General features: G+C 66.0%; 23 protein-coding genes. 15 read left to right on the top strand and 8 right to left on the bottom strand.

Going from position 1 to position 21,372, the window contains the following annotated elements; genetic code table 11:
- Window positions 1-32 precede the first annotated feature (32 nt).
- From cobA to KF730_RS07060, 5 genes are read left to right on the top strand one after another with little or no spacing between them, the layout of a single operon-like run.
- On the top strand, window positions 33-818 hold the full coding sequence (cobA, locus tag KF730_RS07080) for a uroporphyrinogen-III C-methyltransferase (RefSeq protein WP_294093343.1): 786 nt from the start codon (window positions 33-35) through the stop codon (window positions 816-818).
- Window positions 815-1,111, top strand: coding sequence for a DUF2849 domain-containing protein (locus KF730_RS07075; RefSeq protein WP_294093341.1), 297 nt, complete (start codon window positions 815-817; stop codon window positions 1,109-1,111). The genes cobA and KF730_RS07075 overlap by 4 nt, the downstream gene beginning before the upstream one ends.
- Window positions 1,112-2,746, top strand: coding sequence for a nitrite/sulfite reductase (locus KF730_RS07070; protein ID WP_294093339.1), 1,635 nt, complete (start codon window positions 1,112-1,114; stop codon window positions 2,744-2,746).
- A complete protein-coding gene (locus KF730_RS07065; RefSeq protein ID WP_294093337.1) occupies window positions 2,739-3,194 on the top strand; it encodes a DUF934 domain-containing protein in 456 nt (151 codons plus the stop codon). The genes KF730_RS07070 and KF730_RS07065 overlap by 8 nt, the downstream gene beginning before the upstream one ends.
- Window positions 3,187-3,960 carry a phosphoadenylyl-sulfate reductase gene (locus tag KF730_RS07060; protein ID WP_294093335.1) on the top strand — a complete coding sequence of 258 codons (774 nt, stop codon included), beginning with the start codon at window positions 3,187-3,189 and terminating at the stop codon, window positions 3,958-3,960. Before KF730_RS07065 ends, KF730_RS07060 begins: the two co-directional genes overlap by 8 nt.
- Window positions 3,961-4,170: 210 nt before the next feature.
- Here the strand turns inward: KF730_RS07060 and KF730_RS07055 are convergent, their stop codons facing one another.
- On the bottom strand, window positions 4,171-5,664 hold the full coding sequence (locus tag KF730_RS07055; RefSeq protein WP_294093333.1) for a replicative DNA helicase: 1,494 nt from the start codon (window positions 5,662-5,664) through the stop codon (window positions 4,171-4,173).
- Window positions 5,665-5,745: 81 nt separating this feature from the next.
- On the opposite strand from KF730_RS07055, the gene KF730_RS07050 reads away from it, so the two are divergent.
- The 5 genes from KF730_RS07050 to dcd are packed head-to-tail and all read left to right on the top strand — an operon-like array spanning window position 5,746 to window position 9,938.
- A complete protein-coding gene (locus KF730_RS07050) occupies window positions 5,746-6,228 on the top strand; it encodes a UPF0262 family protein (RefSeq protein ID WP_294093332.1) in 483 nt (160 codons plus the stop codon).
- A gap of 1 nt (window position 6,229) precedes the next feature.
- Window positions 6,230-6,922, top strand: a complete 693-nt coding sequence (locus KF730_RS07045; RefSeq protein WP_294093330.1) for a GH25 family lysozyme — start codon at window positions 6,230-6,232, stop codon at window positions 6,920-6,922.
- Complete coding sequence (locus KF730_RS07040; protein ID WP_294093329.1) at window positions 6,919-7,359, top strand: cytidine deaminase; 441 nt, start codon at window positions 6,919-6,921, stop codon at window positions 7,357-7,359. The genes KF730_RS07045 and KF730_RS07040 overlap by 4 nt, the downstream gene beginning before the upstream one ends.
- Window positions 7,360-7,413: 54 nt before the next feature.
- The gene (locus KF730_RS07035; RefSeq protein ID WP_294093327.1) at window positions 7,414-9,363 is read left to right on the top strand and encodes a sialate O-acetylesterase; all 1,950 of its coding nucleotides are present in this window, start codon (window positions 7,414-7,416) and stop codon (window positions 9,361-9,363) included.
- Window positions 9,364-9,383: 20 nt separating this feature from the next.
- Window positions 9,384-9,938 (top strand): dCTP deaminase, encoded by a 555-nt coding sequence (dcd, locus tag KF730_RS07030; protein WP_294093325.1) that lies wholly within the window; start codon window positions 9,384-9,386, stop codon window positions 9,936-9,938.
- A gap of 286 nt (window positions 9,939-10,224) precedes the next feature.
- Here dcd and KF730_RS07025 read toward each other — a convergent pair whose 3' ends face one another.
- The 4 genes from KF730_RS07025 to KF730_RS07010 form a co-directional block, all read right to left on the bottom strand.
- A complete protein-coding gene (locus KF730_RS07025) occupies window positions 10,225-10,653 on the bottom strand; it encodes a biopolymer transporter ExbD (RefSeq protein WP_294093323.1) in 429 nt (142 codons plus the stop codon).
- A 24-nt stretch (window positions 10,654-10,677) separates the two neighbouring features.
- The gene (locus KF730_RS07020; RefSeq protein ID WP_294093321.1) at window positions 10,678-11,169 is read right to left on the bottom strand and encodes a biopolymer transporter ExbD; all 492 of its coding nucleotides are present in this window, start codon (window positions 11,167-11,169) and stop codon (window positions 10,678-10,680) included.
- Window positions 11,170-11,260: 91 nt separating this feature from the next.
- Window positions 11,261-12,022: a MotA/TolQ/ExbB proton channel family protein gene (locus KF730_RS07015; protein WP_294093319.1), complete on the bottom strand. Its 762-nt coding sequence runs from the start codon at window positions 12,020-12,022 to the stop codon at window positions 11,261-11,263.
- 69 nt (window positions 12,023-12,091) lie between these two features.
- Entirely contained in the window at window positions 12,092-12,763 is a 672-nt protein-coding gene (locus KF730_RS07010) for an energy transducer TonB (RefSeq protein ID WP_294093317.1), read from the bottom strand.
- 219 nt (window positions 12,764-12,982) lie between these two features.
- Between KF730_RS07010 and KF730_RS07005 the strand changes: the two genes are divergently transcribed.
- Window positions 12,983-13,819: a hypothetical protein gene (locus KF730_RS07005; protein WP_294093314.1), complete on the top strand. Its 837-nt coding sequence runs from the start codon at window positions 12,983-12,985 to the stop codon at window positions 13,817-13,819.
- A gap of 46 nt (window positions 13,820-13,865) precedes the next feature.
- Here the strand turns inward: KF730_RS07005 and KF730_RS07000 are convergent, their stop codons facing one another.
- Window positions 13,866-14,234: a dihydroneopterin aldolase gene (locus tag KF730_RS07000; protein ID WP_294093312.1), complete on the bottom strand. Its 369-nt coding sequence runs from the start codon at window positions 14,232-14,234 to the stop codon at window positions 13,866-13,868.
- A 132-nt stretch (window positions 14,235-14,366) separates the two neighbouring features.
- Between KF730_RS07000 and KF730_RS06995 the strand changes: the two genes are divergently transcribed.
- From KF730_RS06995 to KF730_RS06980, 4 genes are read left to right on the top strand one after another with little or no spacing between them, the layout of a single operon-like run.
- A complete protein-coding gene (locus KF730_RS06995; RefSeq protein ID WP_294093310.1) occupies window positions 14,367-14,888 on the top strand; it encodes an N-acetyltransferase in 522 nt (173 codons plus the stop codon).
- Between the two features lie 19 nt (window positions 14,889-14,907).
- On the top strand, window positions 14,908-15,489 hold the full coding sequence (locus KF730_RS06990; protein WP_294093308.1) for a DUF1285 domain-containing protein: 582 nt from the start codon (window positions 14,908-14,910) through the stop codon (window positions 15,487-15,489).
- Window positions 15,486-16,076: a CoA pyrophosphatase gene (locus KF730_RS06985; protein WP_294093306.1), complete on the top strand. Its 591-nt coding sequence runs from the start codon at window positions 15,486-15,488 to the stop codon at window positions 16,074-16,076. The genes KF730_RS06990 and KF730_RS06985 overlap by 4 nt, the downstream gene beginning before the upstream one ends.
- The gene (locus KF730_RS06980) at window positions 16,064-17,236 is read left to right on the top strand and encodes a CCA tRNA nucleotidyltransferase (RefSeq protein WP_294093304.1); all 1,173 of its coding nucleotides are present in this window, start codon (window positions 16,064-16,066) and stop codon (window positions 17,234-17,236) included. Before KF730_RS06985 ends, KF730_RS06980 begins: the two co-directional genes overlap by 13 nt.
- Here KF730_RS06980 and KF730_RS06975 read toward each other — a convergent pair.
- Both KF730_RS06975 and parC read right to left on the bottom strand, forming a co-directional pair.
- Window positions 17,191-18,825 (bottom strand): EAL domain-containing protein, encoded by a 1,635-nt coding sequence (locus KF730_RS06975; protein ID WP_294095789.1) that lies wholly within the window; start codon window positions 18,823-18,825, stop codon window positions 17,191-17,193. The genes KF730_RS06980 and KF730_RS06975 overlap by 46 nt on opposite strands.
- Before the next feature lie 159 nt (window positions 18,826-18,984).
- Window positions 18,985-21,225, bottom strand: coding sequence for a DNA topoisomerase IV subunit A (gene parC, locus KF730_RS06970; RefSeq protein WP_294093303.1), 2,241 nt, complete (start codon window positions 21,223-21,225; stop codon window positions 18,985-18,987).
- Between the last annotated feature and the right edge of the window lie 147 nt (window positions 21,226-21,372).

The raw sequence follows: 21,372 nt of genomic DNA, 5'->3' as shown, positions 1-21,372 counted from the left end.
AGCCCGCGCGCCCCGGGCGCATCTCCGCTCGCATGGCTAGTCTTCTCGATCCAGCGGCACGCGGCCGCGTCATCCTTGTCGGCGCCGGCCCGGGCGATCCCGGCCTGCTCACCGTCCGCGCCGTCGAAGCGCTCGCCCAGGCCGATGTGCTCGTCCATGACGGCCTCGTCGATCCGCGCGTCCTCGATATGGCGCCGCAGGCGCACCGCATCTCGGTCGCCAAGCAGCGCGACCGCCACACCTTGCCGCAGGACGCGATCAACGCGCTGATCGTCGCGCATGTGAAGACCGGCGCGATCGTCGTGCGGCTAAAGGGCGGCGATCCCTTCATCTTCGGGCGTGGCGGCGAAGAGGTCGAAGCGGTGCGCGAAGCCGGGCTTCCGGTCGAGGTCATCCCCGGCATCTCGGCGGCGCTCGGCGCGGCGGCGGAATTCAACATGCCGCTCACCCATCGCGACTGGTCGAGCGCGGTCAGCTTCGTCGCCGGCCAGTGCAAGGGGCTCAAGGACCAGGACTGGTCGGGCCTCGCCGGCAAGGGCCGCACCCTCGTCATCTATATGGGCGTCGCCACCTGCCCGGACATCGCCGACAAGCTGATGGCCGATGGCGTGGCTCCCGACATGCCCGTCGCCGTGCTGGAGCGCGGCACGTTGGAGGGCAGCCGCGCGATGCGCACCCTGCTCGCCGATCTCGGTGAGATGGTGAAGCGCGAGAAGGTCAAAAGCCCGGCGATCATCGTCGTCGGCGAAGTGACCCTGCTCGCCGACGCCGAGGACAAGCTCGCCGCCTGGGCCAGAGCCGCCGAGGCGCTGGCGTGAAGATCCTCACCGGCAACGATCTGCGCACCGGCGCGGTGATCTGGTGGACGGGCCGCGACTGGTCGCTGCACGTCGAGGATGCCGGCGATGTCGGCGATCGCGGCGAAGCGATTCTGACCGAGGAGACCGGCGCGCGCCGCGTCAATGGCGGGGTCGTCATCGAAGGCACGATGACGCCCGAAGGGCCCCGCCCCGCCCATATCAAGGACCGCATCCGCGCCCTCGGGCCCACCGTGCGCCCCGATCTCACGCTGAAGCCCGCCGATCCCGACGCCGGCAATTGGGTGATTTGAATGTACCGCTACGACAAATATGATCAGGCGATCGTCGATGCCCGTGTCGACGAGTTCCGCGACCAGGTCGCCCGGCGCCTCTCCGGCGCGATGAACGACGACCAGTTCAAGCCGCTCCGGCTCAAGAACGGCCTCTATCTCCAGCTCCACGCCTATATGCTGCGCGTCGCCATCCCCTATGGCACGCTCGACAGCCGCCAGATGCGGATGCTTGGGGCAATCGCCCGCAAGTACGACCGCGGCTATGGCCATTTCACCACGCGGCAGAACATCCAGTATAACTGGATCAAGCTCGAGGAAGCGCCTGACATCCTGGCGGACCTCGCCACCGTCGAGATGCACGCCATCCAGACCAGCGGCGAAAGCATCCGCAACGTCTCGTCGGATCAATATGCCGGCGCTGCCGCCGACGAGATCGCCGATCCGCGCCCCTGGGCCGAGTTGATCCGCCAGGCGACCACCTTCCACCCCGAATTCAGCTATCTGCCGCGCAAGTTCAAGATCGCGGTCACCGCCGCCGAGGAGGACCGCGCCGCGATCCGCCTCCACGATATCGGCCTCAAGCTCTTGAGGAACGACGCCGGCGCGCTCGGCTTCCAGGTCTATATCGGTGGCGGCATGGGCCGCACGCCCTTCGTCGCGCCGCTGATCCGCGAGTTCCTGCCCGCCGAAAACCTGTTCAGCTATTGCGAGGCGGCGCTGCGCGTCTGGAACCGCTGGGCACGCCGCGACAATATCCACAAGCAGCGCATCAAGATCCTCGTCCATGAGCTTGGCCAGGAGGAGTTCACCCGCCAGGTCGAGGCCGAGTGGCAGGAGATCCTGCCCAACCAGTCCGACGTGCCGATGGCCGAGTTCGACCGCATCGCCGCGTATTTCACCGATCCCGCCTATGAGGCGAACGCATCGGAAGAAATCGATCGCAGCGACCCCGATTTCGCGCTGTGGCTCGACCAGAACGTCCGCGCCCACAAGGCGCCCGGCTACGCCATCGTCAACATCAGCCTCAAGCCGACCGGCGGCATCCCCGGCGACGCCACGGCGGACCAGATCGACCTGATGGCAGATCTCGCCGAGCGCTACAGCTTCGATGAACTGCGCGTCACCCACGCCCAGAACATCGTCCTGCCGCACGTCCGCAAGGCGGATCTCCACGCCGTCTGGCAGGCGCTCGACGCCGCCGGCCTCGCCCCCGCCAATCTCGACCTGATCGGCGACATCATCGCCTGCCCGGGCCTCGATTATTGCAGCCTCGCCAATGCCCGCTCGATTCCCGTCGCGCAGAAGATCGCGACCCGCTTCGCCGATCCCGCCCGTCAGCGCGACATCGGTGAACTGAAGCTCAAGATCAGCGGCTGCATCAATGCCTGCGGCCACCATCATGCCGGCCATATCGGCATCCTCGGCGTCGACCGCAAAGGCACCGAGAATTACCAGCTGTTGCTCGGCGGGTCGGGCGCGGAGGATGCCAGCCTCGGCAAGATCACCGGCCCCGGCTTCAACGAGGACGGCATCGTCGACGCGGTCGAGAAGGCCACTGACGTGTACCTGCGCGAGCGGCAGACCGGCGAACGCTTCCTCGACACCTATCGCCGCATCGGCGTCGAGCCGTTCAAGGAGGCGATCTATGGATAAGTCCCTGTCGTTGTCGGCGAACACCGACGGGCTGCTCCGCTTCCGCGACGACGCCGCGCACGAAGAGCCCGCCGTCAGCCTCGACGCCTTCCTCGATCAGGACCAGGCCAGCGCCGTCCGCATCGAGGCCGGCGAAGACGCGCGCCACCTGATCCCGCATTTGTCCCGCGTGCAACTCGTCGAGATCGATTTCCCCCGCTTCCGCGATGGCCGGGGCTATTCCTCCGCGAAGATTCTTCGCGAGGCCGGCTATACCGGCGAGATCCGCGCGGCGGGCGACGTGCTGGTAGATCAGATGCTGTTCATGCGCCGCTGCGGGTTTGACAGCTTCGCGCCCGATGCGGCGATCGATCCCGAAGCGCTCGACCGCGCCTTCGCCCGCTACGAATATTTCTACCAGCCCGCCGCCGACGCGCAGGTGCCGGTGTGGAAGCTGCGCCATGGCTGACGCGGCGCGGAAGATCGCCAGAGAGGTCGACCGCATCGACGTCACGCCGCGCTTCACCCAGCACGACGCGATCCGCCTCAACAACATGTTTCGCGGCACCGGCACCCAGGATCTGCTGCGCACCGTGCTGGGCGAGCATCTGCTCGGCGGGATCGCCTTGGTCTCGTCCTTCGGCGCCGAATCCGCGGCGCTGCTCCATCTCGTCGCCTCGGTCGACCGCGGCGTGCCCGTGCTCTTCCTCGATACCGGCAAGCATTTTCCCGAAACGCTCGCCTATCGCGATCTGCTGACTGAGCGTCTCGGCCTCAACCTCCAGATCGTCCACCCCGACCCGGAGCAACTCGAAACCCGCGACGGCACCGCGCTGCGCTGGTCCTACGACCCAGACGGCTGCTGCGAGATCCGCAAGGTGCTTCCGCTCGAAAAGGCGATGGCCGGCTTCGACGCCAGCATCACTGGCCGCAAGGCGCATCAGGCCAGCACCCGCAGCGCCCTGCCCCGCTTCGAGATCGATGGCGATCGCGTGAAGCTCAATCCGCTCGCCGATTGGACCCGCGAGGATATCGCCGCCTATTTCGCCGAGCATGATCTGCCGCCGCATCCCTTGGTCGCGCAGGGCTATCTGTCGATCGGCTGCGCGCCGTGCACCTCTATCGTCAAGCCAGGCGAAGACCCGCGCTCGGGCCGCTGGAGCGGGTGGGACAAGACCGAGTGCGGCATCCACACTCCGGTCAGCGACGGCGACCCGAACCTGCCGGTATTCTGAACAGTCGATTGCGCCGCCTTCAAATCCTTGCAAGCTATACGACCGGCTGAATCTCATGCTTGCAATGTAGGATTTCGCTTGCTTGGTGAGGTGACGCCGCTTGCGGCTCGCTCTTTGACGCCGTCGATCCTCTTCCCGTCGCGCGCACTATAATTTCCTACCCACGCAACGCTATTACCGAACGACCGTGAAAAGCGTGAAGCTGGCCGCTCAATAGCCGCTCGGCGCGAGATCGCTGAACTTGGTGAACTGGCGGTCGAATCGCAGATCGACCGTGCCGGTCGCGCCGTGACGCTGCTTGGCGATGATCACGCTGGCCTTGTTTGCGACTTGCAACTGATGATCCTGCCAGGCCTGATATTTGGCGATCTCGTCGGCGGAACTGTTTCCGTCGATCGCCTTGGGCGCCTTGAAATCGTGATAATATTCGTCGCGATAGACGAACAGCACGATGTCCGCGTCCTGCTCGATCGAGCCCGACTCGCGCAGGTCCGAAAGCTGCGGGCGCTTGTCTTCGCGGCTCTCCACCGCGCGGCTGAGCTGCGACAGCGCCAGCACCGGCACGTTGAGTTCCTTGGCCAGCGTCTTGAGGCCGCGTGAAATCTCGGAGATTTCCTGAACGCGGCCATCGCCCTGGCTCTTTGAACTGCCGGTCAGCAGCTGGAGGTAATCGACCACCACCATGCCGATCTTGTGCTGGCGCTTGAGCCGCCGCGCACGAGTCCGCAGCGCGGCGATGGTCAGGCCCGGCGTATCGTCGATGAACAGGGGCAGCCGCTCGATATCGCCCGATGCCCGCGCGAATTTCTGGAATTCCGGCGCCGAGATATTGCCGGTGCGCAGCTTCTCCGACGAGACTTCAGATTGTTCGGACAGGATACGCAGCGCCAGCTGGTCGGCCGACATTTCGAGGCTGAAGAACGCGACCGGCGCGCCGATCGACTTCTCCTCGGGAATGCCGGCTTCCATATCGTCCATCCAGCGCTTGGCGGCGTTGAAGGCCATGTTGGTGGCGAGCGAGGTCTTGCCCATGCCCGGACGACCGGCGAGGATTAGCAGGTCCGATCGGTTGAGACCGCCGGTCATCGCGTTGAAATCGGTCAGGCCCGAAGTGACGCCCGAGACGCTCCCGCCCGAATTCATCGCCCGCTCGGTGTTGCGCACCGCCATGGTCGCGGCGCGCATGAAGCTCTTGGCGCCGCTATCCTCACCACCGGTCTCGGCGACCTCGTAGAGCTTGAGCTCGGCCTGCTCGATCTGCTTGGCGGGATTGATGTCCTCGCTGGTGTCGAGCGCCGAATCGACCAGATCGCGGCCCACCGTCACCAGCGCGCGCAGCACCGCGAGGTCATAGACCTGGTCCGCGAACGCCCGCGCGCCGATCAGGCTGGCGGGATTGCCGGTCAACTGGGCGAGGTAGGCCGGGCCGCCCAGCTCCTTCATCGCCGGATCGTTCGCGAACAACGGGCGCAGCGTCACCGGTGTCGCCAGCCGGTTATCGCCGACCAGCATCGCGATCATGTCGTAGATGCGCCCGTGCAGCGGCTCGAAGAAATGCTCGGGCCGCAGCTTCTGGAGAACGTCCTCCGCCACGCGGTTGTCGATCATCATCGCGCCGAGCAGCGCGGCCTCCGCCTCGATATTCTGCGGCAGTTGCAGTCCCTCGGGCGCGTCGGGAGTCGGAAACGGGATCGGCTGGGCCATGATTCTTCTGTTGCTCGTAAAGCCTGTGCCATCAACGGCGAACGCTTGTGGATTACGGGCATTACCCGATAGGGACCGGGAATGGCCGATCCGCGCATCATAGACGTGACTCTCGACGAGCGCACGATTCTTTGGCGCTCGGCCGATATCGAGCAGGAGCGGCGGATCGCGATCTTCGACCTGCTCGAGGAGAACCAGTTCGCCCCCCAGCGCGAGCATGCCGATGGCTATGCCGGCCCCTACCGTCTGCATCTGCGCGTCGAGGAAGGGCGGCTGGCGCTGGAAATACGCCGTGAGGACGGCGCACCACTCGAGACTCTGGTGCTCGGTCTCGCCCGCTTCCGCCGCCCGATCCGCGACTATTTCGCGATCTGCGACAGCTATTATCAGGCGATTCGCAACGCCAGCCCGGCGCAGATCGAGACGATCGACATGGCCCGGCGCGGCATCCACAACGATGCGGCCGAATTGCTCAGGGAACGGCTGGAAGGCAAGATCCACGTCGATTTCGACACCGCCCGCCGCCTGTTCACGCTGATCTGCGTGCTGCACATCAAGGGCTGAGATGCACATCCGTGTCCTTGCCCGCCGCTTTCGCGTGATCGCAGGCATCGCCCTTGCGCTGGCGGTGTGCGCGCTATGCGCCTGGTTGTTCGCGATCAACTGGCGCCCGCGCCCCGCCGATTTCCCCGTCCAGGGCGTCGATGTCAGCGAGGCGCAGGGACCGATCGAATGGTGGACGGTCAAGAAATCGGGCGCGCAGTTCGCGTATCTCCGTGCCACCACCGGCGCGAACGAGACCGATCTGCGCTTTCCCGAAAACTGGCGCGGCACCTTTGAGGCCGGAATCCGCCGCGGCGCGCTGCATATCTTCTCTCTCTGCCAGCTCGCCGCCGATCAGGCGGGCAACTTCGTCAGCATCGTGCCGCGCTCCGACGATCAGCTGCCAGCGGCGGTCGATCTCGATTTCCAGCCCGATTGCAACGCCCGGCCGGAGCGCGATGTGGTGATCGGCGAGATAGGCCGTTTCATCACCGCCATCGAAACCCATCTCGGCGAACATGCGGTGCTGCGCGTCAGCAAGAATTTCGAAGCGCGCTACCGGATCAGTGAGGCGTTCCCGCGCCTGTTGTGGAGCCGGCAGGCGTTCTTCCCACCCTATTATCTCTCCCGCCCCTGGACGGTATGGCAGGCGTCGAGCTTCCGCCGTATCGAGGGGATCAGCGGGCCTGTGAACTGGAGCGTGATGGCGCGATGACCGATTATGACCCGCAAATGCTCGTCGCCCGCGCCCGTGAGGCTTCGAAGAACGCGCATGCGCCCTATTCGCGCTTCGCGGTCGGCGCCGCGGTGCTGCTGACCGACGGTAGTATCGTCACCGGCGCCAATTTCGAGAATGCTAGCTACGGCCTGACGCTCTGCGCCGAGACGGTGGCCTTGGGGACGGTCAGTTCGATGGGGCGTCTGCGCGATGTCGTCGCGATCGGCGTGATTGGCGGGCGGATGGACCATGCCGATACCGCGCCGGTCTCTCCCTGCGGGCGCTGCCGACAGGTGATCAACGAAGCCGCGCAGATGAGCCAGCGCGACGTGCCGGTGCATTGCGGCGGCGCGACCGGCGATGCGATGGCAACGTACAAGCTCTCGGAGTTGCTTCCCCACGCCTTCGGCCCGAAGGACCTCGGCCTGGCCTGAGCGCTTGCCTCATCCCGGCGGCTCATGCTTGGTACCGCTAACCAGGAGGGGCCGATGCACCGGATGATTCGCGCGATTCTCATCGCCGCCTTGATGCCCGCCGCCGCGCTGGCACAGGGCGCGCCTCCCAGCCTTCATGCGATGTTCCAGGATCACGCCGTCCTCCAGCGCGATCGACCGATCGCGATCTGGGGCGATGCGGCGCAGGGCACGGTCGTCACCGTGGCGATGGCGGGCAACACCGCGAAGGCGATCGCCGATATCGACGGGCATTGGCGTGCCGAGCTGGCGGCGATGCCCGCGGGCGGCCCCTACACGCTGAGCGTCACCGGGCCCGGCGGCACCGCCACCATCAGCGACGTGCTCGTCGGCGATGTCTGGCTGTGCTCCGGTCAGTCTAACATGGAATTCCAGGTGCGCGGCGCGGTGAATGGCGCCGCCGAGGCCGCCGCGGGCAGCGACGACCGGATGCGGCTGCTGACCGTTGGCAAGAATGTCAGCGCCAGCCCCGAACGACAGTTCAGTGCGCCGGTCAGCTGGAAGCGCGCCGACCCCGAGAGCGTCGCCGACTTTTCCGCCGCCTGCTATTTCATGGGCCGCGATCTGCGAATCTCGGAAAAGGTACCGGTCGGACTGATCAACGCCTCTTGGGGCGGCACCGCGATCGATGCGTGGCGCAGCGAAGCCTCGCTCGCCGCCGATCCGACCGCGCATGACCGCCTCGCGCTGCTCGCCGCGTATCGCGCCGATCCAGCCAAGGCCGCCGCGACCTTCGCCGCCAATTGGTCGCCATGGTGGGCCGGCAAGGCAGGCGGCGCGCCGGAGCCCTGGGCTGCGGGCGCAAAGGGCGATTGGAAGACCTTGCCCGCCTTCGACTATTGGGAAACCTGGGGCGTCGGAAAGCTGCGCGCGTTCAACGGCGTGGTCTTCTACCGCACCGAAATCACGCTGACCGCCGCACAGGCGCAGCAGGGGACCGCGCTGCTGCTCGGACCGCCCGACGATCTCGACATGACCTGGGTCAACGGCATTGGCGTCGGGACCAACACCGCATGGGGCGTGCCGCGGCAGTACAAGCTGGCGCCGGGGACGTTGAAGGCCGGGCGCAACCGGCTGGTCGTTGCGATCTATGACAGTTGGGGCAATGGCGGGCTGACCGGCACGCCCGAGCAGCGCGGCATCAGGCTGGCCGATGGCAGCGTCGTGCCGCTGCCCGCTGCCAGGGACTGGCAATATCTGGTCGCCATGCCTTCCAGCGCCGGCGAGCCGCCGCGTGCGCCGTGGGACGGGATCACCGGACTGGCCGGCATCTATAATGGCATGATCGCGCCGGTCGGGCCGTATGGATTGCGCGGTGTCGCCTGGTATCAGGGCGAGGCCGACACCGGACAGCCGCAGGGCTACGCCGACAAGCTGGCCGGGATGATGGCCGGATGGCGCGGGCAGTTCGATAACGACACGTTGCCGTTCCTGATCGTCCAGCTTGCCGGCTGGGGTCCGCGTAACACCGCGCCGATCGAGAGCGGCACCGCCGCGATCCGCGACCAGCAGCGCCGCGCCGCGATCGAGGACATCCGCGCGGAGATCGTGGTCACCGTCGATCTCGGCGATGTGAAGGACATCCACCCGACCAACAAGCAGGATGTCGGCCACCGCCTGGCCCGCGCCGCCCGCGTTCTGGCGTATGGCGCGGTGATGTCGCCTTCGGGCGCGGTGCCCGCCGTCGCGGTGCGCGAGGGCGATGGCATCACCGTCATGTTCGTCGCGACCAAGACGGCGCTGGCGGCATCGGACGGCGGCGCGCTCACCGGGTTCGAGTTGTGCGGGGCCGGGCCGGGCACCTGTCGCTCCGTTCCGGCGCAACTGGCCGGCGAGACCGTGCGCCTCGATCCCGGCGGGCGTATCGCCACGCGGGTGCGGTATTGCTGGGGCGACAGCCCGGTCTGCAACCTGACCGACGCTTCGAAGCTGCCGGTCACGCCTTTCGAGCTTGCCATTCAATAGTCCGCTGGCGAAGACAGGTCATGGCCATTCTTTCCGACCGCTGGATTCGCGAGCAGGCGCTCACCAAGGGCATGATCGAGCCGTTCGTGGAGGCGCAGCGCCGCGAGGGCTGCATCAGCTATGGGCTGTCCTCCTATGGCTATGACGCACGGGTGGCGGACGAATTCAAGATTTTCACCAATATCGACAGCGCGGTGGTCGACCCCAAGGACTTCGCCTCAACCAGCTTCGTCGATCGGCAGACCGATTGCTGCATCATCCCGCCGAACAGCTTCGCGCTGGCGCGGACGGTGGAATATTTCCGGGTGCCGCGCGACGTGCTGGTGATCTGCCTCGGCAAATCGACCTATGCGCGCTGCGGAATCATCGTCAACGTGACCCCGCTCGAGCCCGAATGGGAGGGCCATGTCACGCTCGAATTTTCGAACACGACGCCGCTGCCCGCCAAGATCTATGCCAATGAAGGCGCGTGCCAGTTCCTGTTCCTCCAGGGCGAGCAGCCCTGCGAGACCAGCTATGCCGACCGCGCCGGCAAATATATGGGCCAGCGCGGCGTGACCCTGCCTCGGCTCTAGGCCTCGTTAGAGAATCCATAGTTTCTGGCGATAGCTGACTGAACGCTACCCCGACGCGCCCTGCCCCGGGGTGCGAATGGTCCCAATGGTCGCACTGACCATGGGGGTCCCCGGCCCTCGATTTCAAAGAGCAGCCGGCACGCCGCTGAGGCCCTGCCGGGATCGAGCCAAGCAGACGAAATCCTACATTGCAAGCAGACCTCAAGCCTGACCACCAACGAAAAAGGGCGGCCCCGAAGGGCCGCCCCAAATCGTTCGCTCGCCAGCGCCGAAGCGCCGGGGCGGATCAGAAATCGCTGCGATACTGATCGTTGCCGACGAAGCCGAGCTTGTTCACGTTCGCCCGCTTGACGATCGCGAGAACACGATCGACGACTTCGTAGCGCGCCTGCGGATCGGGCTGGAAGTGCAGCTCGGGCTCCGGGCTGATCTGCAGCGACGCATCCAGATACTGGCGCAGCGTCACGTCATCCACGGGGACGCTGTTCCACTGCACGACCCCATCCGGCTGGATGTAGATCTTGTTCTTCTGCGCATCGACCGGTGGCGTAATCGCGCCGGTATTCTGCGGCAGATCGACCTTCACCGCGTGGCTCTGGATCGGAATGGTCATGATGATCATGATGAGAAGCACCAACATGACGTCGATAAGCGGCGTCGTGTTGATCTCCATCATCGGGCCATCGCCATCGCCCCCGCCTGTGCTCATTGACATGAGAAATAACTCCTTAGATGCCTGTCACAGGCGAGTGACAGCCGAACCGGCTTCCGGCTCGGAGATGAATCCGACCTTTGCGAAACCGGCCATCTGCATGGTGAAGATCGCGCCGCCGATGCAGCGGTACGGAGTATCCACGTCGCCGCGGATATGGACTTCCGGAAGCTCAAGGGTCGGATCGGCCTTGAACGCGGCCTCGCCGCCGGCCTTTTCGACTTCGGACTTCAGCTTCTTGACCGCGCGATCGAGCAGCTCGGTGCTGTTCACCGGGGTCATGCCCCAATAAACCTTGCACACGCCGTTCTCGGCAGTGACCGAAAGCGCCACATTCTCAGGCTTGGTGATCGTCGGCTCGAACTGCACCTTCGGAAGGGTGATCTGCACCGTCTGAATCACGACCGGAACCGTGATCAGGAAGATGATCAGCAGCACGAGCATGATGTCCACCAGCGGGGTGGTGTTGATGTCCGACATCGGGCCGTCTTCGTCGGAATCGCCTACACTCATCGACATTGCGCGCTATCCTATTCTACGCATTCGTTGCCGGGATGCCTTCGCCGTGGCGAAGAATTGGGGCCGCCCCGGAGCGCGGCCCCATCAACCCTTAGCGAGCAGCCGTGGTCGCAGCGGCGGGAGCCTTGACCGGCGCGCCCTTCGCGGCGGCCGGGCGCACGGCGCCGTTCGAAGCGAGATAACCCAGGATGTCGTTCGAGAAGGCGCTCATGTCTTCAGCGATCTTCTTGTTGCGAGCCTGGAGCCAGTTGAAGGCGAGCACGGCCGGAACGGCGACCGCGAGGCCGACGGCGGTCATGATCAGCGCTTCACCGACCGGGCCGGCGACGGCGTCGATCGATGCCTGACCCGACGAACCGATGCGGACCAGTGCGCGGATGATGCCGATAACCGTACCGAACAGACCGACGAACGGCGCGGTCGAACCGACGGTCGCGAGGAACGACAGGCCCTTCTTGAGCTGCGACAGGATCAGGTCTTCCGAGCGGCGCAGCGAATTGTGCAGCCAGTCATGCGCTTCGACCGGATCGGTCAGCTTCGCGTGCTGCTCCTGCGCGGCGAGACCGTCGTCGACGATCTGGCGGTAAGCCGAGTTCTTCTCGAGCTTGGCGGCGCCTTCGCGCAGGCTGTTCTGGTTCCAGAAGGTCGAGCGCATGCGGCGATGCTGCGAAATGATCTTCTGCTGCTCGAACAGCTTGGTGAACAGGATGTAGAGCGAGAAGAACAGCATGATCACCAGGATGCCGAACACGGTCTGCGAAATCAGACCGCCTTCACGCAGCGCGGGGATGAGGCCGTAGGGATTTTCCTTGGCGGCAGCGGGCGCCGCAGCTGCGAGAATGGTCGTGAGCATTTTCGGTCTTTCCTCTAAAAATAGCGCTTTCAAACATCCGGCGCGCCCCCGGCGCGCCGGCCTCTCAAATTATTTCGGGATCTTCCAGGTGAAGCGGCTGTTGAACGGCGCACCGATCTTGTTGCCGTTCGCATCTTCGGCCGGGTTGAACTTGGCGCGGCGCTTGAGCAGCGAGCACGCCGTATTATCCAGCAGAGATGAACCGCTCGACGAAGTCACGGTGCACTCCGTGACCTTGCCGGTCGCGTCGACGTCGAGCCGGAAGCCAACGGTTCCCGCCTGCTCGGCACGAAGCGCCGCGGCCGGATAGTCGTCGTCGGTCACCCAGCTTTGCGGGGACCCCTTCGGCGTCATCTTCTTCGCGACGCGCGGCGGCGGCGGCGGCGCGGGAGGCGCGGGCGGAGCCGGCGGAGCCGGCGGTGCGATCGGCGGCGGCGGCTGCGGCACCGGCGTCGTCATCATCGGCGGCGAGGGCTGCGGCACGGCCACGATCGCGGGAGGCGTCACCACCAAGGTAGGCGGCGGCGGAACCGGCGAATCCGGCGGCGGCGGCGGAGGCGGAACTTCCTCCGGCGGCGGCGGGTCGTTCACGTCGAAGACGTCGAGCTTCTCGGTCGCCTTCTTGACGTACTGATATGCGAGGCCGGTGACGAAAGCATATCCCATGCCGGCGACGATCAGCGCGACCAAAACGATCGCGACGATGCGGCTGCCACCTGTATTCCGGTCAGCGTAAGCCATTCGGGAACGTCACTCCTATATATTCCTGACTGCGACCCTGTCGCGGGGGACCCCGCGCGCAGTTCCGCCTGCCGCACTGTTGCGTTCTCTCGGCAGAGCGCGACCTCTATCGCGGTGGCCGGAGGGACGCAAACCCTTTGTCAGACATTCGGCACATGCCATCGGGCATCCCGGAATTATTTGTATATACCCGGGGCACAATCCGGTAACGCTGTGCGAATGATCCGTATCCAGAATGTTGCCATTTATTGCGCGCTGGCATTTTCCGCCGCCGCGCCCGCTCCAGCACAAACCCGGCAGAATCAAGGGCCGGCGGTGGTTTCCGCGCCAAGCTACGCGGTGGTCGCGGGACAGGTCGTGCGCGCGCCGCTGATCCTCGACGCGCGCATCCGCGAGGTCACCAAACTCGATCCCGACCAGGCTCGCGACGTCGCGCCGGGCCGTGGCCGCTTCTATATCGTCGCTGACGTGCTGGCGCTGATTCGCGGCAACGGTGCGATGCCGACCCGCGTGGCCTATGTCGCCGATATCCCGCTCGATTCCCGTGGCAAGGCGCCCAAGCTCAAGAAGCAGCGCGTGCTGCTGTTCGCCCGCCCGGTGCCGGGGCGCGCTGACCAGATCCAGCTCACCGGAATAGACAGCCAGCGCAATTACTTGCCCGAAACCGACGCGCTCGTGCGCGGCATCACCCGCGAGGCCGTCGCTGCCGGCGCCCCGCCCGCGATCACCGGCGTGGGCAACGCTTTCCATGTCCCCGGATCGCTGCCCGGCGAAGGCGAAACGCAGATATTCCTGACCACCGAGAGCAACGCTCCGGTGTCGCTGCAGGTGATCCGCCGCCCCGGCGTCAACCCGCGCTGGAGTGTCTCATTAGGGGACATTGTGGACGATTCGGCAGGGCCGCCGGCGGTCAACACGCTGCTCTGGTATCGCCTCGCCTGCGGATTGCCGCGCCGGCTGAGCCCGGAAGCGCTCGAATCGGACGATCCCGAAAGCTCGCGGATCGCGGCGGAGGATTATGCGATGGTGCTCCGCGCGCTGGGGCCCTGCGCCTAGTTTGATTGGCTCACGCCGATGCGGCGCGGGCCGGCGCCGCCAACAACTAGCGCCGATGGCGCACCAGCGTGATGCCGATCGATTCGCCGCGCTCGGCGATAGCGAGCTTGACGATCTTGATCTCGACGCGGCGGACGCGCCTGTCGGACACGAACAGCGTCTCACAGATATAATCGGCGACGGCCTCGATCAGCTTGAAGTGCACGCCCTCGGGCAGGGCGGTCGCGGCCTGTTTGAGGTCGATATAGCTTTTCGATGCGCTGAGCGGGGTATCCGCCTCGAAGCGCTCGGGCATGTCGATATCGACGTTCATCGAGATACGCAGCGGCTGCGGCAGATGCGTCTCTTCCGAGTAGATTCCGGTCAGCACATCGACTTCGAGATCGTGCACCTGGAGCTGGAGTAGGTCGGACAAGACGGGCCTTTCAGGGGGAAGCGGTTGCGCGCGCCCATAGCAGATGCGTCTCCGCGCGCCACATTCATCCTTGCGTCAGCGCAGGAGGGGTCTAAAGGCCGCGCCCCTCCCTATCAGAAGGAACCGCATGAAGTGATCGCATTGGTGCCGCTCGACAGAATCGACTCCCAGGCTATCGAGTCCCTGCTCGACCGCGCTTTCGGGACCGATCGACGCGCGCGCACCGCGTACAGGCTGCGCGAAGGCGCCACCGCGATTCCCGAGCTGAGCTTCGCCGCCGTCCGCGACGATGGCGCGCTGATGGGAACGATCCAGTGCTGGCCGGTGTCGCTGGTCTGCGACGATGGCCGCAGCCTGCCGCTGACCATGGTCGGCCCGGTCGCGGTCGAGCCCGAATGGCAGCAGGAAGGCATTGGCCGCGCGCTGATGGAGCGGATGCTGGCGGCGGTGCCGGGATGCCAAGCGCCGGGCTGTGACGCGCTGATGCTGGTTGGCGATCCCGAATATTATGCGCGCTTCTTCGGTTTCACCGCCGAGAGAACCGGCGGCTGGCGCCTGCCCGGCCCGTTCGAGCCGCGGCGATTGCTCGCGCGTGGCGATTCCGTGCCGGATTGCGCTGGAATGCTGGCACCGCGGGTTCGACAGGCGGCCTGAGCTCGGTCTAAGGGGCAGCATGCCCTCCGCACCGCCTCCCGATTTCGCCAGCCTCTCGCTCGCCGAGATCGCGCGGCTGGTCGACGAGAATCGCTTGCCGCCGGTGGAGAGCTGGAATCCGACCCATTGTGGCGACAGCGACATGCGGATCGCGCGCGACGGGACGTGGTTCCACCAGGGTTCGCCGATCGGGCGGATGCCGATGGTGCGGCTGTTCTCGACGATTCTCCGCCGCGAACCCGATGGCCGCTTCGTGCTGGTGACCCCGGTCGAGAAGCTCGACATCGAAGTCGAGGACGCACCGTTCCAGGCGGTGGAAATGAAGACCGAGGGCACGGGCGAGGCGATGAAGCTCGCCTTCCGCCTCAACACCGGCGATCTCGTCACCGCCGGCCCCGAGCGCGCCCTGCGATTCGAGGATACCGCGGAGGGGCCCCGCCCCTATCTCCATGTCCGTGGCGGGCTGGAGGCGTTGGTGGCGCGCCCGGTCTATTATGAACTGGCGCAGATCGCTCTGGCCAATGGCAGCGATCCGGCCGGGGTGTGGAGCGACGGTGCCTTCTTTCCACTGGAGCCGGCCGAATCGGAGTCCGGCACGTGACGCTCGCCGAACGGCTGCGCGCCGCGCTCGATTCGCCGCATGCGGCGATCCTGCTGCCGGGCGACCATTTCGATTTCGACCCTGAAATTGCCGGGCAGCCGGCGGCCGTGCTGGTCGCGGTGACAGACCGCGCCGATCCCGGCGTGATCCTGACCCAGCGCACCGACACGCTGCGCCGCCACGCCGGCCAGGTTGCGTTTCCCGGCGGGCGGATCGACCCCGAGGATGACGGCCCGGTCAGCGCGGCGCTGCGCGAGGCCGAGGAGGAGATCGCCCTGCCCCGCGCCATGGTCGAAGTGATCGGCACCGCCGAGCGCTACCGTACCGTGACCGGCTATGACGTCACGCCGGTGGTCGGCGTGGTACCGGCCGATCTGGCACTGGTGCCGGCGGAGGCGGAGGTCGCCAATGTGTTCGAAGTGCCCCTGTCCTTCCTGCTCGATTCGGCCAATCACCGGCGGAACAGCGTCGAGTTTCAGGGCGCGCAGCGGCGCTACTATGAGATTATGTGGGGTGAGCGGCGTATCTGGGGCGCCACGGCGGCGATGATCGTCAATCTGTCACGGCGGCTGCAATGGCGGACATGATCCTCCCCGATGCCGAGTGGCAGCATCGCGCGGGGCTCGCCGGTCTGGTCCGTGTGCTCGGCGACGTTCGGTTCGTCGGTGGCTGCGTGCGCGATACGCTGTTGGGAATTCCGGTCTCGGATATCGATCTGGCGACCTCGCTCGCGCCCGAGACGGTGGTCGAATATCTGAAGGAAGCCGGGATCACCGCGGTGCCGACCGGGATCGCGCACGGCACGGTGACGGCGGTGATCGAGAGCGGGCCGGTCGAGGTGACGACCTTGCGCCGCGATGTCTCGACCGACGGGCGCCACGCCACCGTCGCCTTCACAGACAATTGGCGCGAGGATGCGGCGCGGCGCGATTTCACGATGAACGCGCTCTACGCGGACCCGAATACCCGCGAGATCTTCGACTATTTCGGCGGGCTCGCCGATCTCGAGGCGCGCAAGGTCCGCTTCATCGGCGACCCCTATCAGCGAATCGCCGAGGATCACTTGCGAATCCTCCGCTTCTTCCGTTTCCTCGCCCGATTCGGCGACGAACCCGATGGCGAGGCGCTACGGGCATGCTCGGACCGCGCCAACGACCTGATGGCGCTCAGTCGCGAGCGGATTCGCGACGAGCTGCTCAAGCTGCTCGTCGCCAGGGACGCGGTGCGGGTCGTCGAGCTGATGATCCGGCGCCGCATGTTCGTGCCCATCCTCTTCGTCCGCTCCGCCGAGCGGCTGGCCTATCTTGCCAAGCGCGAGGCGGAGGCAGGCATCGCGCCCGACCCGATCCGGCGCCTCGCGGCGCTGATACCACCCGAGGATGTCGAAACCGTCGGCGCGCGTTTCAAATTGTCCAATCTCCAGCGCCGTCGCCTGCAAGCGGCCGTGGCGCGGCCCGTCGAGAACGCCAAGGCGCTGGTCTATCGCGCCGGCCAGGAGGGCGCGGTTGACCGCCTGCTTCTCTCAGAGCGGCCGATCAGGGAAGCGATGGTCGCAGCCACCTGGGAAGCCCCGTGCTTTCCGCTCACTGGCGGCGCGATCATCAGGCGGGGGATCAAGGCGGGGCCGCAGGTCGCCAGGTTGATGCGCCAGATCGAAGATCAGTGGATTGCCGAGGATTTCCCCGATTCGGCGCGGGTCGATCAGATCGCTGACGAACTCGTGTTGCGCTCGATCAACAATTCATAGGCGTCATCGCGGGCCAGCGCGCGCGAGTAGAGGAAGCCCTGGCCATAGGTGCAGCCGAGCGCCGCCAGCGTCTGGGCCAGCTCGTTGGTTTCGATACCTTCGGCGGTGGTTCGCATTCCCAGCGCCTGCGCCAGCGACAAAATGGCGCGGACAATCGCGATCTTGTCACGATCGGCGAGCATGCCGGAGACGAAGCTGCGGTCGATCTTGAGGATGTCGATCGGCAGCCTTTGCAGGAACGCCAGGTTCGAATAGCCGGTGCCGAAATCGTCCATCGCCAGCGTCGCGCCGAGATCCTTGAGCGCGTTCATGACGCGCGCGACGCGATCCGGATCGGTGACGATGGCGCTTTCGGTCAACTCCAGGGTGAGGCGGTTGCCGTTGACCCTGTGCGCGTCGAGCGCGCTCCTGACCATGTCGGGGATATTGTCACGGTGCAGCTGGATCGCCGAGAGGTTGACCGCGACCTTGACCCCGCAATCGCCACCGGCACCGCGATCCCATGCCGCGATTGTCCTCGCGGCTTCGTCCATCGCCCAGCGGCCGAGGGGAACGATCAGCCCCGATTCCTCGGCGACCGGAATGAAATCATTGGGTGACAGGCAGACGCCGTCTTCGTTGGTCCAGCGCGCCAGCGCCTCGAACGACGAGACCTTGCCCGAATTGAGGTCGCAGATCGGCTGATAATATAGCGACATCTGGCCGTTCTCGATCGCGCGGCGCAGTTCGGTCTCGATGCTGAACTGCTCACGGGCGATATCGAAGGCATGGGTCTGATAGACCTCGGGGCGGCCGGTCTTCTTCGACCGCTTGACCGCGAACTGGGCGTTGCGGATCAGATCCTCGGGATCGCCGTCATTGTCCGAGCCCATGGCGATGCCGACCGAACATTCGACGCGGATCTCGAAATCGGAAAGGCGGAAGGGATTGGTCAGCGCGGCCTCGATGCGCTTGGCGACGTGGAGCGCATCGTCGGGGCCGTCATCGAGGGTCAGCAGCACGCCGAACTCGTCGCCGCCCAGGCGGGCAAGGATGTCGCGGCCGCGCAGTGCGCCCTTGATGCGGCGGGCGACCGAAATCAGCAGTTCGTCGCCGGCCAGGCCGCCCATGCAGGCATTGACGCGGCCGAAGCGCGCAAGATCGATGACCATCACCGCATGGGCGCTGCGATTGTCGTGATTGATCGTGTCTTCGAGCTCGTCGGAGAAGCCGGTGCGGTTGGGCAGGCCGGTCAGGCTGTCGGTCGCCATTTCGCGGCGCAGACTCTGCTCGGTGCGCAGCTCCGAGGTCTGATCGACCAGGGTGAGCATGCATTTGCCGGTGTCGCGATTGAAGGTGCGGCGGGCCAGCATCACCCGGAAATGGCGGCTGTCGACCTCGCTGCCAAACTGCCAGGCGAACTCCTGATGCGTGTCGGGTGATTCGACGAAGCGGCGGATGCGCTCGCCGAGCAGGCGGATCACCGGCGATTCGGCGGCGACATGGCCGAGCCCGGCCATGCGGAACGGCTTGTTGACCGCTTCGAAATGGAAGGCGTCACCAGAGAGGGCGACGATGGCGGCGGGGATCGGCAGCAGGTCCAGCACCATGCCCGTCGCGGTCGGGCCGAGGGCACGCGGATCCGGCGCCGGGGGAGCATGCTCGGCGACGGGTACGGCTACGGGCTTGGCTCTACGGAACGCCATCAGGGTTCGGGCTAAGCCGAAATGGTTAAATCCGCCTGAACTATCCGGGGTTTATCGTAACAATCAGAAGCGGTTGTCGCGCGGGAAACCGGTGGGCGGCATCCGCCCGGCGGCGCCCCGCGCCGCGCGCCATTGGGCAAGGTCGGTTTCGGTGCGGGTCCGGCCGGTTTCGCCGCCCATCGCCCAGCTGAGGCCATCGGCCATCCTGAAGGTGGTAACGTCCGAAAGACCACCGTCGCGGAAGCGCTGGAGCTGGACGCCCTGCCCGCGCGCAAGCTCGGCGACTTCGGCGAGCGGGAAGACCAGCATCTTTCGATTGTCGCCGATCGCCGCGACCATATCATCGTCCTCGCCGATGCCGCGCACCACCTTGAGATGCGCGCCGGCGCGTGGTGTCACCACCTGCTTGCCCTTGCGGGTTTCGGCCATGACATCCTCGGCCTTGACCACGAAGCCACGCCCGTCGCTGGCGGCGACCAGCAGGCGCGGTGAAGCGGTGGCACGGCGCAGGGTGACGATCTGGCGCTCCCCCTCCAGGTCGATCATCAGCCGCACCGGCTCGCCAAAACCGCGGCCGCCGGGAAGCTTGTCCGCGGCGAGCGTGTAGAATCGGCCATTGTCGGCGGCGAGGAGCAGCTTGTCGGTGGTGTGGGCGTGGAAGGCCAGATAGGGGCCGTCGCCTTCCTTGAATTTGAGCGCTTCGCCGCTGCCGGTCTCGACATGCCCCTTCATCGCCCGGATCCAGCCGCGCTGCGAGAGGATGACGGTGATCGGCTCGCGCTCGATCATCGCTTCCAGCGGGATTTCGCGCGCCGGGGCGGCTTCCTCGACGGTGGTGCGGCGCGCGCCCAGCGGGGTATCGAGACCGTAGCGGACCAGCATCTTGCCGAGATCGCGTTTCATCCGGGTGCGCTGGCGGGCGTCGGACGAGAGCAGCAGCTCCAGCTCGGCCTGCTCCTTTTCGAGCTTGTCGCGCTCCTGCTTGAGTTCCATTTCCTCTAGCTTGCGCAGGCTGCGCAGGCGCATGTTGAGGATCGCCTCGGCCTGGCGGTCGGTCAGCGCGAACTCGGCCATCATCACCTGCTTGGGCTCGTCCTCGGTGCGGATGATCTCGATGACGCGGTCAAGATTGAGGAAGGCGATGATGTAGCCCGCCACCAGCTCCAAGCGGTCGGCGATCTTGTCGAGCCGGTGCTGCGACTTGCGCTGGAGGACGATGAACTGGTGCGCCAGCCACTGGCTGAGCGCTTCGTGCAGGCTCATCACGCGGGGCGTGTGTTGCGCGTCGAGCACGTTCAAGTTGAGCGGCACGCGGACTTCGAGGTCCGACAGGCGATAGAGGCTGTGGATCAGGTCCTCGGCGCTGACCGTGCGGCTGCGCGGTTCGAGGACAACGCGGATATCGTCGGCGGATTCGTCGCGGACATCGCCGAGGATCGGCAGTTTCTTGTCGTTGATCAGCTCGGCGATGCCCTCGATCAACTTGCCTTTCTGCACGCCGTAGGGAATCTCGGAGACGACGAGGTGCCAGCCCCCTCCCTTCTCGATGACCTTCTCGATCTTCGCCCGCACGCGGAAGCTGCCACGGCCAGTGTTGTACGCCTCGGCGATCGCGGCCGGGCTGTCGACCACCACGCCCCCGGTCGGGAAATCGGGGCCGCTGACATAGTCGAGAACATTGGCCTGCGGATTGTCGATCAGGGCGACGGCAGCGTTGAGCAGTTCGGCGGCATTGTGCGGCGGGATACTGGTCGCCATGCCGACCGCGATGCCGGCGGCGCCGTTCGCCAGCAGGTTGGGGAACAGGCCCGGAAACAGCTCGGGCTCCTCGTCTTCCCCGTTATACGTCGCGCGGAAATCGGTGGCGTTCTCGTCGAGCCCGTCCATCAGGTCGATCGCGACCTGGGTCAGCCGCGCCTCGGTATAGCGATAGGCGGCGGCGTTATCGCCGTCGATATTGCCGAAATTGCCCTGACCGTCGACGAGCGGGTAGCGCAGTGCGAAGGTCTGGGCGAGGCGGACCATCGCGTCATAGACCGACTGGTCGCCATGCGGATGATATTTGCCGATGACGTCGCCGACGACGCGGGCGCACTTCTTGTAGCCGCTCGCCGGATCGAGCCGGAGCAGCCGCATCGCCCAGAGCAGCCGGCGGTGGACCGGCTTCAGCCCGTCGCGAACATCGGGCAGCGAGCGCGCCGTGATCGTCGACATCGCATAGACGAGATAGCGCTCCGACAGGGCGCTATCGAAAGGAACGTCGGTGGGGCCTGCGGGGTCGGTAAGATCGGTATCGAGCGTCATTGGATGGCCGCGATAGCAGCGAGACGGGCCTCAAGCCAATCCGGAGCAAGGGAATTTATGGGGATAGGAGGCCACCAGCCTGCCGTCATCTCCCACCATCATCTTGGACAACGGAATGGGGATTGCGGCAAGCGGGGGTCGCTGCGC

Source organism: Sphingomonas sp. (genome assembly GCF_019635515.1).
In the GTDB taxonomy this organism is placed as follows: Bacteria; Pseudomonadota; Alphaproteobacteria; order Sphingomonadales; family Sphingomonadaceae; genus Sphingomonas.
This window is presented reverse-complemented; position numbering and strand designations above follow the sequence as displayed.